10 protein-coding genes are annotated in these 15052 nt (G+C 64.7%); all 10 read left to right on the top strand.

Going from position 1 to position 15052, the window contains the following annotated elements; genetic code table 11:
- The first annotated feature begins 1 nt into the window (after position 1).
- The 10 genes from AAHK20_RS01235 (at position 2) to AAHK20_RS01190 (ending at position 15026) form a co-directional block, all read left to right on the top strand.
- Entirely contained in the window at positions 2–1051 is a 1050-nt protein-coding gene (locus AAHK20_RS01235) for a phage tail protein (protein ID WP_449179608.1), read from the top strand.
- Positions 1048–1872, top strand: a complete 825-nt coding sequence (locus AAHK20_RS01230; protein WP_449179607.1) for a hypothetical protein — start codon at positions 1048–1050, stop codon at positions 1870–1872. Before AAHK20_RS01235 ends, AAHK20_RS01230 begins: the two co-directional genes overlap by 4 nt.
- A complete protein-coding gene (locus tag AAHK20_RS01225) occupies positions 1869–5093 on the top strand; it encodes a hypothetical protein (RefSeq protein WP_449179606.1) in 3225 nt (1074 codons plus the stop codon). Before AAHK20_RS01230 ends, AAHK20_RS01225 begins: the two co-directional genes overlap by 4 nt.
- Positions 5094–5174: 81 nt before the next feature.
- Positions 5175–6122, top strand: a complete 948-nt coding sequence (locus AAHK20_RS01220) for a hypothetical protein (protein WP_449179605.1) — start codon at positions 5175–5177, stop codon at positions 6120–6122.
- Between the two features lie 12 nt (positions 6123–6134).
- Positions 6135–6836 (top strand): hypothetical protein, encoded by a 702-nt coding sequence (locus AAHK20_RS01215; protein ID WP_449179604.1) that lies wholly within the window; start codon positions 6135–6137, stop codon positions 6834–6836.
- Positions 6837–6851: 15 nt separating this feature from the next.
- The gene (locus tag AAHK20_RS01210) at positions 6852–7649 is read left to right on the top strand and encodes a hypothetical protein (protein ID WP_449179603.1); all 798 of its coding nucleotides are present in this window, start codon (positions 6852–6854) and stop codon (positions 7647–7649) included.
- A gap of 14 nt (positions 7650–7663) precedes the next feature.
- Positions 7664–8173, top strand: coding sequence for an aspartyl/asparaginyl beta-hydroxylase domain-containing protein (locus tag AAHK20_RS01205; protein ID WP_449179602.1), 510 nt, complete (start codon positions 7664–7666; stop codon positions 8171–8173).
- A complete protein-coding gene (locus AAHK20_RS01200) occupies positions 8160–10448 on the top strand; it encodes an ATP-binding protein (protein ID WP_449179601.1) in 2289 nt (762 codons plus the stop codon). The genes AAHK20_RS01205 and AAHK20_RS01200 overlap by 14 nt, the downstream gene beginning before the upstream one ends.
- A gap of 59 nt (positions 10449–10507) precedes the next feature.
- Positions 10508–13330, top strand: coding sequence for an eCIS core domain-containing protein (locus AAHK20_RS01195; protein ID WP_449179600.1), 2823 nt, complete (start codon positions 10508–10510; stop codon positions 13328–13330).
- 4 nt (positions 13331–13334) lie between these two features.
- Positions 13335–15026: an eCIS core domain-containing protein gene (locus AAHK20_RS01190; protein ID WP_449179599.1), complete on the top strand. Its 1692-nt coding sequence runs from the start codon at positions 13335–13337 to the stop codon at positions 15024–15026.
- The last annotated feature ends 26 nt before the right edge of the window (positions 15027–15052 follow it).

The raw sequence follows: 15052 nt of genomic DNA, 5'->3' as shown, positions 1-15052 counted from the left end.
CATGAGCACTCCAGCGCCCGACCGTTCGAGCTACCTGCGTTTTCTGCCCGCGATCTACAGCGGGCCGGATTCGTCGTTTCTCGCGCATTACCTGAAGATCTTCGAGAAGATCCTGACCGGTATCGACGACGGCACGCTCGACGGCCAGCGCGGCATTCAGGAACTGCTCGCGGCCAAGGTCGTCGGCAATCTGTTCTACCCGCGCTTCTCCTTCCTGTTCGACCCGGCCGATACCGCGTTCATTCCGCCGATTTCGGGCGCGCCGCCCGAGCAGAAAAAAGCCATCCTCACCGATCTCGACCGTTATATCGGCGTGCCCACGCCCGCCAATCCGACCGCCTCGTTCATGGGCAGCCCGCGTGCGGCGGCCACGCCCACCAGCGCCGTCGAGGATTGGCTGAACGGTTTTTTGAATTGGCTCTCGGGCTGGGTGGACCTCACGCCCGACAACGCCTGGAGCATCGACAAGAAGCGCACGGTGCTCGCGCAGGCCCTCGCGCTGTACCGGATGCGCGGCACGCCACAGGGGCTCGGCTTCGTGGTCAATCTGATCTTCGATCTGCCGCTCACGATCACCGGCATCACGTATCAGGCGCCGGTGGGCGGGCAGCCGGCCGGGACGGCGCCGATCAAAGGCCAGGTCACGGTCACCGTCAGCAACCCGGCTCCGCCAGGCATTACCGTCAACGACGATCCCGCCAAGACGTTCGTCGTGCGCGATCAATACGTGAGCGGCGATCCGGTCGTGTCGGCCTACTTCCCGTGGCTCTTCAACGTGTTGATCACGTTGCCGAACGCGGCCGACGCCAACTTCGTCCTCACGCAGGGCAACGTGCAGCAGATCCTGCAACTGCGGCAGCAAATCGAGCAGTTGCTCATGAACATCAAGCCGGCCGGGACGCACTTCGACATCGACATCGTGCCGAGCCTGCAGCTTCAGGCGCCGACGCCGGCCACGCAACAGTGCAACGCCGCCACGCTCGGCAGAAACACCCTGCTTGGCCTGCCGGGTAAGACCTCTAAAAAGTCATCGACGGAAACCACACAATGAGCGACACCCCCAAGATTCCTGCCGACGTCGCGCTGTGTCTGAGCTATTCGGACGGCATGTTCCTCACGGCGCAGAACATGACGCTGGAGGCCAGCTATTACTCGAACTGGATCACGTGGCAGAACCGGTTCCTCTACACGCCGGGCGTGCTGAGCGGCCTGGCCGTCACGCTCGAGAACAACACGCTCGTCGTCGCGAGCGGCGCCGCGATCGACTCGCTCGGCGACTTCCTGATCTTTCCCGACGGCAGCGGCAACCGGATGACGCCCGCCTCCGACAGGGGCGACACGTATGGCCTCTACCTCGTCTATCCGGCCAAGCCCGCGCCGACGCAGCAGCCGGGTGTCGTGAATACGGCGGCCGTCCTGCAGAACGGCCCGGCGCAGAACGGCCCGGCCAACGGCGTGATTCTCGCGACCGTCACGCTCGATTCGACGAACCCGCCCGTCATCAAGAGCATCGCCGACAGCCGCGTCGGCGTGACGAGCCGCCTGCCCATCGTGATCGCGCCGGCCAACGTCAAGGTGGAGAGCGTGGCGCCTGATCTAAACGGCGCACGGCACGGCACCAAGATCGTCGACACGACTTCACTGCTCAAGCCGGGAGACAGCACGAAGGCAGAGGTGGTGCCCTACCTGCCCGACGGGAGCCCCGCCTTCACGATGCCACCGCGCGTCGTCGCCACCGTCGCGGGCGCCACACCCTACGCCGTCGCCATCCACGACGTCGGCACGGCGCAGTTCATGCTCACGCTGACCGCGCTGCAAACCCGCGTCGACGGCACGCCGAGCGCACAAGTCAACTGGATCGCCCTGTCATGAGCACGCCCCTCATTCAGCGCCCGCACTATTTCTCCGGCGAGGCCCTGCAGACCCAGGACTTCGTCTGCGAGCAGCAGTACCACATGACGATCCAGAGCCTGAACAACCGCAGCCTCTACACCTATGGCATCGCGACGGGGCTCGAGGTCGTCTGGGATCAGGCGACGAGCGCCAATCAGGTCGAAGTGCGCGCGGGCATGGCGATCGACAGCCTCGGGCGGCAGATCATCCTGCTCGATGCGCAAGTCGTGCCCCTGACCGACGTGGTGGCCGGCGCCACCTATTTCCTGACGATCAACTACCACCAGGTCTTCTCGGATTACGAGGACCAGACCGGCGTGGCCGGCTACAAGCGCATCGTCGAAATCCCGCAGATCCGCTACGTGCGCAATCTGCAGGATCCGGGGCTGAACATCCTGCTCGCCGTGATCGGCTTTTCCACTCAAGGCGCGATCAATTCGCTGAACTATCAATCCGGGGGCGCCGCGCGCCGCTATGTGAGTTCGTCGCTCGGGGCCGTCACGTTGATCACGGAAGGCGCGGGCGTATTCAGCAACCCGCGCGGCGGCCAGCCCCAAGGCGCGCTCGCCAGTCTTGCCAACGCGAACGACAGCAAGCTCTACCCCACCCTGCGCGCCCGCAAGGAAGTTAAAGCCAAGGCCGTCTATCTTGAAGTCGACGCCACGCATACCGACTTCACGGGGTACGCGACGACGCACGGCAACCTCGGTGTGGGCGAAGATCAGCCGGTCGCGAACCTGCAAGTCAAATCGATCACCTTCGAGGGCGCCGGCACGCTGACCTCGAACGGCACGCTGGTGACGATCTCGAAGCCCGTCGCGCCGTTCTTCAACGTCGGCGACGTGCTGATCTCCGATCCGCCGGTGCAGACCATGACGGGCGGCGTCGCGACATTCGGCGTCTCGCAGCGGCGCACCATCGTCACAGTCGATTCCGGCAAGTCCCAGGTCACGGTGAATCTCGCCTTCGACCCGCCGCTCGATACGATCCCGTACACGTATATCCGCTCGACGATCGCGAGCTTTTCGGATGGCGCCAGCAACACGTTTTTCAACCTGAGCGTCGACGGCACGGTCGGCATCGGCAAGCAAGCATTAGCGCAGACGGGGACCGGTCAAGGCGGGCGCGGCGCCCTCATGATCACGCCCGCGCGTCAGGTCGGGATCGCGCTCATCGACCGCGATCCGAGCGCGACGCTCGACGTCAACGGCACCATCCGGGGCGACGCGCTCACGATCGGCGGGCAGATCCAGGGAGCAAACCTCACCATCGACTCGCAGATCCGCACGGGCACGGTCGTCGCGAGCGGCACGGTGCAGGCGCAAAGCTTCGAAGGCAACGGCGCGAAGCTCAAGAATCTGCCGATTCTCAGCTACTGGACGCGCGAGACGGTCGGCGCGCTGGAGAGCAACCTCTACTACAACGACGGCAACGTCGGCATCCTCAACACCAACCCGCTCGCCTCGCTTTCCGTCGGCGCCGGCCCGGCGTTCGTCGGCAAGGGGGTCATTACTTCGCTCAGCGACGGCGTCGTGGAGGGCTATCAGACGGCCTTCAAGGATCAGATCTCGGAGGGCGACTCCATCACGATCGGCAAGCTCATCGAGCAGATCGGCGTGATTGCGAAGGTCATCGATAACGACACGCTCGAAGTCGAGCAGCAGTTTCCGATCCCGCTGACAAATACGAAATACCAGTATCTGGCGCCGGGCAGCGACACGCCGGAGGACAGAGAGGCGCCGATCAACTCGAACGGCACCACTGTCATCGGCAAAGGCGCGAACTTCTTGACCACGGTGACGGTCGGCGGCGCGATCGTCATCAAGCGTTTCGAGCCGAACCCGGACATGGCGCACACGCTGCTCGTCAAAGAGGTCACCGATCAAACGAAGATGACGCTGAGCCTGCCGAACGGCGAGCCGTTGGCGAAAGACAGCTCGTTCGCCGCGGCAACGTCGGCCTTCTACGTGTCGCCGTCGATGCTCGCCTATATCGGCGCCAACGCGGGCCAGACGTACGATGAGACCACGCCGGCGCTCGTCGTCACGGCGAACACCGACCAGCCTTCGCCGAACACGGTGGCGATCAACACCTTGCCGGGCAACGTCGACCAGCGCTACGCCCTGCAAGTCAACGGCGACGTGAACTTCACCACCAGCCAGGTCGACGTCAACAACCTGATCACGCAGAACCTCACGGTCGAGCAAAGCGTCACCGTGGACGGGACCGTGCAGATGATCGGCACGCGCGCCGCCTACGGCAATTGGGCGCTGACCAACGGCAACTACTTCACGCAAACGGCGGCGACCGACGGCTATGTCATGGCGACCGTCGGCCAGCCGACTTACACGGCCAACTATTGCGGCGCGCTATCGGGCCGCACCTACGACGCCAACGGCAATCCCACGAGCTTCGTCTACGCCACCGGGCTCGCGTACAAATACGACACGGGCGGCAAGAAATCGCACAAGACCTACTCGATCCCCGTGCCCGGCTCGTTCACGATGCCGGTCAAAAAGGGCGAGCGATGGGACCTGACGCTGACCTGGAACACGGACTTCGGCGGCGCGCCGCAGGTCGAGTTCTATTGGATACCGCTCGGCGCGCCGCCCGCCGCCATGCATGCCATGGCGGCAGCGGCGCCCGCGGCTCCCGCGGGCGGCGGAATGGGCGCGATGCTCGACCAGCTTCGCGACGACCTCGCGAGCGGACGCATCCGCGCGAGCGTGCAAGAGAGTGCGCAACGCGCGATCTCGCAGCGCATGGACGATCTCACGCAAATCTTCGGCGACGCCACCGGGATGAGCGCCAACGCCGACGACCGGCAGCGCTTCATGCAGGAGCTGGGCAAGATCGTCTGCTCGCCGCAAGCCGCGCCTAACAGCTCGACGTCGCCCGAGTTCGCCGCGAACGTGCAGAGCCTCATCGATGTCTTCGAGCGCGCGACAGGCGGCGGGGCCCGCCAGTTCACGCCCGAGCAGCGAGGCCTGCTCGCGGCCGGCGTGCGCGCGCTCGTGCAGATCAACGACAACGACGACAACCGGCACGACCTCCCGCTCATCCGCAACAACATCGATCTCTTCATCGACAACGTACAGCAGGTCTTGCAAACGCAGTTCGACACCAACCAGCGGCGCTTGCTGACACGGGCGCTGGTGCGCCTCGTCGGCGACGGGTCGGCGCCCGGTGCCGGCACTTAGTTGCCGGCGCGGCCTTGAACGATGGACGACCCAGCTAGTCACGGCAACCTTCGAAACGCTACTCACGAGGAAGACACGATCATGACAAACCTTGCAGACATGACCTTCGGCCCGCGCACGGCCTACACCCAGGCCGACCTGTCCGATGGGACCTTCACCCAGGTTGCGACAGTGGACGGCTTCGTGATGGCGACCGTCGGCCAGCCGTCGGTCACGGTCAACTATCTCGGCACGCTCGAGGGCTCCACCTACGATTCGGGAGGCACGATGACGAGCTTCGTCTACGCGACGGGGCTTGCCTATACCTACCAGGTGCAAGGCGGAAAGAAAGGCGTGCAGACGATTCAAATCCCGGTGCCGGGATCGTTCACGATGCCGGTGCGCGGGGGCGAAACCTGGAAGCTGACGCTGACCTGGAACGGGCAGGTCGGGCCCGCGCCGCAGGTCGAGTTCTACTGGATTCCCGAGAACGGCGAAGGCGCGGAGCAACGCGTGTCCGCCCGCCGCGCGAGCCCGATGGCCGACGCGCTCGCCGCGCTGCGCGCCGATCTCGGCTCCGGCAAGGTGCAGCGCGACATGCTGACGTCGGCCCAGCAGGCGATCGATGCGCGCGTCACGGATCTGGCTCAGATCCTCGGCGATGCGGTGAACCCCAAAAGCGGCGCGAGCGAGCGCAAGCAATTCCTGCAGGATTTGCAGAAGATCGTCTGCTCCGCCACGCCGCCCGGCGAGCGGGCCGACAACCGGGTCGCGCCGGCGGACATGCAGGCCCTCGTCGCGACGTTCGGCGCGCTCACGGGCTCGCACTTCACGCCCGCGCAAAGCGCCCTTCTGGAAGCGGGCGTGCGCGCGCTGGTGCAGATCAACGACAACGATGCGAACCGCCACGACTTCGCGCTCATCAACCGCAACATCGGCTTGTTCCTCGACAACACCGAGCAGGCGCTCGACACGCAATTCAGCGTCAATGAGCGGCGCTTGCTGACGCGCGCGCTGGTGCGGATCGTCGGCGACGGGTCGCACGGGTAGCGCTGAGCGGCGATGTCCGTTGCGATGCGTGCGGCCATGCCCGCCATCGATGCAACCGCGTCCCTTGCGGGGCCGACGACGTTCGAGCTGTTCGACGAAGCCGGCTGCGAAGACTGGGTCCTGCGCGTGATGCTGCTGCGGCGCCATTGGCGCCAGCGGCATCCGCTCGCCCCGTTCTTCACGCTCGGGCTCGCGGCCTATCTCGACTGCGCGGCGGCGGCAGGTTCGCACGTCTATCGCAACGAGACGCTGCGACGCGACAGCAACGCGCTCATCGACTTGCATTTCGGGCCGCTGCTGAATCGGGTCGCGGCCGCGCTGTCCGCGCATTTCGGGCTGCCGGCGCGCGTCACCGACGAGGCGGCGCGGCCGGGCTTCCATATCTATCTGCCGCATCCGGCGTTCCGTTTGCCGGTGGCGAGCGTGCATCGCGATCTGCAATACCGGGACGTATTCCCGGCGCACACCCCTTCCGACGACGACCTCTTCAGCTTCACCCTGCCCTTGAGCACGCCGCCGGGCAGCGGCCTGTCGCTCTGGCCGCGCGGCGCGGACGAACCCGAGTTTCTGCCCTATCGCAGCGGCACGCTCGTCGTGCACGACGGACTGATTCAGCACCAAGCCGTGCTCGCTTGCGACGGCGATCTGGAGCGCGTCACGCTGCAAGGCCACGGCATCAAAACGACCGGGCAGGACATCCTGCTCTACTGGTAGCGTCGAGGAGGCGCGATGGAAAGGAATGCGAACCTCGAAGCGGGCACGGCCGACGCACTCGAATGCGAGTTGCCGGTCATCACGGCGGAGCAAGGCGCGGCGCTCGCCGAGCGCGTGCTCGATCTCGAGGCGTTCTGGCTGCCGCGCCACGCGAGCCTGCCGTTCCATACGCTAGGCGCGACGAACTACTACGACATCACATCGAATCCGGCGCGGCCTTACGAGCACCTCGCACGGCAATACAACGCGCTTCTGCTCGATTGCTTCGCCGACCTATACGACAAGCTCCTCTCCACGCTGGGCGAACATCTCGGGCAGCCCATGAGTTGGCTCGACGGCGCGGCATTGCCCGGCTTCCATATCTTCGGCGCGCACCCGGAATTCGCGGCACGCGCCGAGCACGACGTGCTGCACGGCGATTGGTTCACGCGGCGCGACGGCGCCGGCTTTCCAGGCAATCCGATCCATGTCGATACGGCGCACCGGGCGCTCGGCCTCGCAGGCGAAAGCGCGGCCGACGACCCGCCGACGCTCTCCTTCACGCTGCCGCTTTGCCTGCCGCGCGAAGGCGCCGGCATGAAGTTGTGGCCGCTCGGGCTCGACGACCTCGCGCATCTCGACCGCGCCGGCCAGCTGGAACGCCTGAGAACGAGCGCGACGCGCTTCGTCGCCTATCGCCCCGGCACGCTGTTCCTGCACTCCGGCACGGGCTTTCACCAGGCGCGCGGCTTCCCTGTCACGCCCGGCGACTACCGCATCACGCTGCAAGGGCACGGCGTCTGGCTCGCTGACGAATGGCAGTTGTTTTGGTGACGGAGGCGCCATCCATGTTTCTCGAACCCTCGACGTTCCCCTTCACCGCGCGCCTCATGGCGCACTGGCAAGACGTGCTCGACGAATGCCTGGCGCTGCCGGGGCAGGAATTCGACGCTTGGCCTGAAACGGGTTTGTACAACCATGGCTGGGACGTGTACGGCCTCTATCTGGCGGATAAGCCGATCGTCGAGAACTGCATTTTCTGCCCGCGCACGGCTGCACTCGTCAAAGCGATTCCCGGGCTGCGCACGGCAGGCTTTTCGCGGCTCGCGCCGGGTACCGAAATCGAACCGCACGTCGGGTACAGCACTGAGGTGCTGCGGCTGCATCTGGCGCTACGGGCATCGCACGATTGCGGGCTGCGCGTCGGCGGCGAAGTGCGGCGCTGGATTGCCGGCCAGTGCCTGATCTTCGACGATACGGTCGAGCACGAAGCCTGGAATCGCGGCGATTCGGACCGGCTCGTGCTGCTCGCGGACTTCGTCAAACCACCCGGGTTCCGCGCCGATGAGCACCGCTGACGCCGTCCCTTACCGGGACAACCTCGACCTGCTGCAAGCGCTGCGTCAACTCGGCGACAGCATGATCGAGCGCGCTCTGCTGCAGCGGCAGATGATGGAATCGTTGGGCGCCATTGCGTCGGGCGCCGCTGCATCGAGCGCTATCGCGCCCGAACCCGCGGACCGGCTCGCCGAGCTGTACCGTCAGGCGAGCCGCCAGCGCCGGCCCGACGCGCAGCTTCTAGGCGCAATGGAGCGCCTCGACGCCACACTGCAACGACAGTGGGAGCACCTCGCCGCGCGCAGCGCCGCCAGCGTCGACGCGCAAGTGTTCCTGCCGTGGGTTCATCTCACTCTGCTCTTCCAGCTCGACCGGCAAGACCAGACCCTGTTGCTCTGCGCGCTGCTGCTCGAACTCGATGCGCGCTATGGCGCGATTCTGGAGGCGCTCGCCGACGTTCCACCCGCGCCGCCCGCGGCGACGGGCGAGCACGTCGTGCCGCTCGCCAGCGCGGCATCGCTTAGCGGCAGCGACACGGCGACGCGGCTCGACGTCCAGGAAAGGCTCATGAGCGATGCCCCGCTGCGCAACTGGGACCTCGTCGAGCTTGCAGCCGGCAGCCGGCTCGGCACGCTCGCGGGCAGCTATCGGCTGTCGCCCTCCATCGCGGCCTACCTGCTCGCGCGAGCGGCGCCGCAATTGCGGCTCGACGAGCCGCTCGAAGCGATCGACGGCACGCTCGAACTCGACGAGCATCTCGTCCACGACACCATCAAGCAGCAATTGGGGCATTTCCTCGCCCGCGCCGCCGTGCACGACGCGCAGCCGACGAGCTACGTCCTGCATCTCCAGGGCCCGGACCCGGTCATGCAAGAAAGCCTCTGCGCCGCCGCCTTCCGGCAAGCGGGCATGCGCGCGATGCGGCTCGACGGCCGCGCGCTGTGGCAAGCGTATGTGAACGGCGGCCGCAATCGCGCGGCGCTGACCGCCCGCCTGCGCATGCTGTGCCGCGACGCGCTGCTGTCCAATCGCGTGCTTGTGCTCATGCATTGCCAGTGGCTCAGTTCCCAGCTCAGTTCGCAAGACAGCGCGGACGACCTGCTCGACGACGTCTGCCATACGCTCCTCGACAGCCAGCGCTACGTCGCCGTCCTGAACGGCCCGGCGCGCCGCATCGCCGATCTTGCGCATCGATATCGCGAACATCGCGCCATTCCCGTGCTCATCAAGAGCACGGCCCCCGACACGCGGCTGCGGCGCCGGATCTGGCAGCGTCACCTGGATGCGTTCGCTTCGTCAGGTTTCGCAGTCGACGACGAGACCGTCGACCAGCTCGTCAACCTGTACCCGTTCACGGAAGATCAGATCGTCACGGCCGTCAAGGATGCCGCGAGCCGCGCGCTCGTGAATCCAGACGCAGGGCGCGCCCAGGAATTGCTGTTCGAAGCATGCCGGGAGGAGAGCCGCCGCGAGCAATTGAGCGTCGCGCAGGAGGTGAAAACGGCCTACCGCTTCGACGATCTCGTGCTGCCCGAGGACACGCGGCGCACGCTCGCCGAGGTGCTGCACTACGCGCGCAACCGCCATCAGGTCGTCGAGACGTGGGGCTTCGACAGCAAGCATCACAACAGCCGCAATCTGTGCGTGCTGTTCCACGGGCCGTCGGGCACCGGCAAGACGATGACGGCGTCGATCATCGCGAACGAACTCAATCTGAGCCTCTACCGGATCGATTTGGCGAGCGTCGTCAGCAAATACATCGGCGAGACCGAAAAGCAGCTCGCGCAGCTGTTCGACCAGGCCGAGGCCATGAACGTCGTGCTGTTTTTCGACGAGGCCGAGAGCCTGTTTTCGAAACGCACCGAGACCAAGGATGCGCACGACCGCTACGCGAACCTGCAAACCGGCTATTTGCTGCAGCGGATCGAAACGTATCCGGGAATCGTGATCCTGTCGACCAACCTGCTGCAGAACATGGACAAGGCGTTCATGCGGCGCTTCAAATTCATGATCGAGTACCCGTTCCCGAACCGCGAACAGCGCCTGCGGCTCTGGCGCAACGCCTTTCCGGCCGCCACGCCGCTCGCCGGCGACATCGACTTCGACCTGTTCGCGGAGAAGGCGCCGCTCGCCGGCGGCAACATCAACAACATCGCGATCGGCGCCGCGTTTCTCGCGGCGGCCGACGGGTTGCCGGTCGCGCACCGGCACGTGCTGCAGGCGACGGAGCGGGAGTACCACAAGCTCGGCAAAGTGTTCAGCGCGGGTGACTTCAATTGGGGCGAGGAGGAGTAGCCCATGCGATTGCCCCCGTTGCGAACCCACGATGCGCGATCGGTCCACGGAGCGCCGCCATGCCGATCATGAAGCGCGCCTTGTCGAAGCCAGCCCGCGCGGAGGCCGAGCGGCCCGCGCCCGCGGCGCAGCCGGCGGATGGCGGAACAGGCCTGGTGTCGATGGGCGAATACAGCTATTCCCAAGGCGTGGTCCAACGGCAGGTGGCCGGCTCGATGCCGCCCCCGTCGACAAGCGCCGCCGGCGCGCTCGCCGCAGACGCAAAGCCCGCCAATCGCACGGGCCTGCCCCGGCGCTTGAAAGCCGGAGTCGAAGCGCTCTCGGGCGTAAGCCTCGATCACGTCCGCGTCCACTACCGCTCGCCCAAACCCGCGCAACTGCAAGCGCACGCCTACGCCAAAGGCGCCGAGATCCACTTGGCGCCCGGTCAGGAGCGCCACTTGCCCCACGAGGCCTGGCATGCGGCCCAGCAAGCTCAGGGCCGCGTGAGACCAACCTTCCAATTGAAGGGCGACACCCCCGTCAACGACCATCCCGATCTCGAACGCGAAGCCGACCGCATGGGCGCGGCCGCGCTACGCTGGAGCGAGGCGCAGCCGCTCGCCACGCCAGCCCAAGCGCTTCGGGTCTCGACGCGCAGCGTGGGCGCCGGTGTCATACAGGGCGTGTTCACCTATGAGGAGACGCCGGTCGACTCGGAGGAGGCGGCCGAGGAGTTGGCGGGGAGACTCTATGACACGCTGTCCGAGGACGTCGACGAACCGAAAATGACGCGCCCGGAATTCATCAAAGCGATCCAGGAGCTGGCGACATCCGGCGACCATGGCGAACTCGAGGACGACTATTTCAAACGGCTCATCACCGATGGTCTGATACGGGAGACGTTTCCCTTCGAATCCATAGGCCGGCGCGTCCATACGCGCACCAACGCGGGCGCCAATTTTCCGCCGCAGCGGTCGGTGTTCCACCGGAAACTGCGATCGGACACGAGAAGCGATCTTTCTTATGCGATCCTGCACGACTTTCTTCAACAGGCCCTGGCGCAAGTCGACGAACCGGAGCACATCAAGCGCGCCATCGCGGCTGCCCTGGAAAATTTCAATCCCGGCAACCCCGGCGCGGTGCTCGATCCGGGTTTGAATGCCGATCTGCAACTCGTCGTCCAGCATCTGCTCAAGTATCAGAGCTTCAACCACCCCGCGCTGAAGGACACGTCGAGCGCCGCGAATCAGGCGGAGAACGAATTCCGGGCACTGCTTCTGGAACAGACGAAGTTGATCATCTCGAGGACCGCGCAAAATCTGCGCTCGATCGTGCCCAGGGATCCGGATTTCGATTCAGGCGCGAGCCTGTACGATGCCCTCCCCGCGCCGATCGACGTCAACCGGCCGCTTGCACACTCCGTGTTCTCGGATGAGACCTACAAAGCCGTCTACAAGATCACGCAGAAGGTGCTGCGCGGGGCCCACGATCTTTCGCAAGCCGAACCGTCCACCTCCACCGCGCCTCGATCAACGGAAGATCGGATTGCCGCCTGGCGGCCGCACTTGAACAGGTCTTTCTTCGACGCCATCGAAGGCGGGGAATATTCCTCCATCCCCAAGGGAGGGGGCCAGAAATATGCGCGGGAGCACCTGCACCTGCCTTATGACGAGGATGCCGAATCGTTCGACGAGGGCTCGAGCGACATCTCCTCGGACCCGGGAACCGACGACGAGCTCTTCGATGCCGACGATACCCTGGCCGAAGCCAACGTCAAACGCAGGACCGCGGCCAACACCTTTGGCACTTTCGTCAAGTTGACGGAGCAGAAGAAAGCGCTGGATGAGCAGGACGAGGCCAACAAGACCAAGTTCAGACGTCTCCAGAAAGGAGTCAGGATCAGAACGAAGCGCCTCAACAAACACTACAAGGACAGGTTCGACGCGATCTCGAAGGAGGCCGATTATCGCAGCGGCAAGATCAGCAACATCGAAAGGCGCATCGAGACGCTTCGCACAGAGCGGCTCTTTTTCGAGGAGCTGCTCAACAACAGAAGCCCGCTACAGGTCAAAGACAAATTGAAGAGCGTCGGCAAGGACAACCCGGCCTACGGCGCCGTGCAGGCATTTCTCGCACAACACGGAAGTCTCAGGGCGAACACCATCGCGTTCAAGACAGCGTTCGCCAAGTTCGTCGAGAAACTGCGCGAAGAGGAAGCGGCAATACGCAAGCGGCTGCGCCTGCTGAAGGGTGGAGAGGAATCGCTCAGTCGCAAGCGAACAAGGCTGGACGCCTTCTACAACGACACGCCGGTAGGCGACATCATCAGTGGCAGGACTCGGAGTCCACGCGGTTGGCGCTCGCGTTACACCGAAATATTCGGCGACCTCGGGGATGAAGGGCTGGACAGGCTAACCTCGCGCGCCCCGCCGGTTCCGCTCGGCTTGGACGAGGCAGCCCACAACGGGAGAGTCTATGCACCCAATGCACCCGGCATTCGCGATACCGGCGAGTGCCTGTGGGACACCCTGCGGGTTCGCTACGGCATCAGCACCCAAAACCTGCAAACCGCCGCCGGCGACGCCGGGCTCACGTTCGAAGCCAATACGGCAGTCGACGAACTTCCCGGCCTGATCGACGCCTTGTGCGAGATCACGGGACGCGACCTGGAACTGGTGGTGGACATATTCGATCTCGAGAACCTCGCCTACCTCCGGACGGACACGATCGGCCACGGAAACGACCGGATGTACATCGCGCTCTTCTGGCACCAGCCCTCGGTCAACGGTCATTTTGTTCCGCCCAAGGAAGCGCTCCACGAAGACAGCGATGACGAAAGTTCGGCGCCCTCGAAGCCGCGCAAGAAAAAGCCGCGGTACAAATCACCGACGCGCAGGTGACACGATGAACAAGGCATTGCCGAAACCGCGCGCCTTGGCGCCGGCGACACACTCGAAGGACCGTCGGACTCGCCTGTCGACGCACACCGTGCCGCTTGAAGCCGGCGACGGCGGCACACAGGCGGCGCAGCCTCCCCATCTGGTGCCGCTGCCGCCCGATGCGATGCACTACAACCCTCATGGCCTGCCGTCGCGCTTGCGCGCGGGAATCGAAGCCATGTCGGGGATGAATATGAGCGACGTGGTGGTGCATCGGAATTCCCCCAAGCCGGCGCAGTTGGAGGCGCAGGCTTACGCGCGGGGCAACGATATTCACCTGGCGCCGGGGCAAGAGCGGTATTTGCCGCATGAAGCGTGGCACGTCGTGCAGCAGCGGCAAGGCAGGGTCAAGCCCACCACGCAATTGGCGGGCGTCACGGTAAACGACGATGCCGCGCTCGAGCGCGAGGCGGACGCGATGGGAAGCCGCGCCATCCGGACTTCGGACCTGCCGCCGGCCCAGTTGAGCGCGGCATCCCGCACGCACGCCATTCGCCCCGTCGTTCAGGCAGGAAAGAAAAAGGAAACCGACGCGGCAAAGAAGGCCGCCAACAAGGCGAAGTTCGACCAGGCCATGCTCGAACTGAACAAAAAAATAGCGGAGGCCAATCAGAAAATCGCCACCGTCTATCACATCAAGGCCACGCTCGCCACGGACTCGTCGACCACTCCGATGAACCCGGCCGTGCTGATCTCGGAGATGCAAACCATCGACAACTTGAACATTTCGAAAACCGATGCCCGGCTGTCGAACTTCAGTTCATTGGTGAAGGAGTACGTCAACGCGCAGCAAAAGAGCAATGTCACGCCGGAGATTCAAACCGCTTTGGTCAAGTCGGCCCTGGATGCCGCCGAGTCCATCTACATATCGGGCAATACCCAGAACGCCAACAACAAGATCGGAGCCGGCTCGAGCACGCTGGGCGACTACTATAAGACGAACATCCGCGCCGTCAGCGTCACCAGAAGAGCGGACGGGTTGGAGAAGATCGCCAAGAAGTTCACTTCGCCACGGCGAAAGAGATACTACCTCAATAAAAAATTCCAAGAAGCGGACATCAAGGTCGACCTCACTGACGACGCCGATACGGTCAAGCGCAAAATCGCCAAGCACGTGCTGACGAAAAACAAGCGAAACCCGGAACGGCTGTCCTCCACGAGCGCCAGAAAATTCTCCCGGGCCAACTCGGGCAAGCGGATTGTCGTGCCGAACAACCGGGAAGAGATACACGCCGAGTCCGCCATTCTACAAAGCATCCGCGACACCAAGCTGATCATTCAGCAAATCGGCGGAACCAAGGTCGCCTGCCTTGCCTGCCAGGCCTATTTCACGCATGCGGGCCAAGGGGATTTGCTCGGCGACAACACCGGCTACGGATGGGTGTCGAAGTCGTCCATCCGCCAGCTCGGCATCCTCATCGACGCCGTCGATGCGGCGGAGAAGTATTTGATCAATCTCGTCAACTTTCTGGAAACGAGGCTTGCCAAGCTAAAGAGATTCACAGGACACGCGGGCGACAAGAGCGTGCTGGATATGGAGGTCGAGTCCGACGTCGACGTCTCCGATTCCGAGGACGAGAGCGCCATCGAAATCGTCAAGGATAGCGATGCCATTCGCCGGATCTACGAGGCGCTCGCGAATGGAAGCGCGGCATAGGCCGAGCGGGCCGAGCCTGGCCGGGC

The organism is Trinickia camelliae (assembly GCF_053525655.1).
Note: the sequence above shows the minus strand (reverse complement) of the source record. Positions and strands in the feature narration are given on the sequence as shown.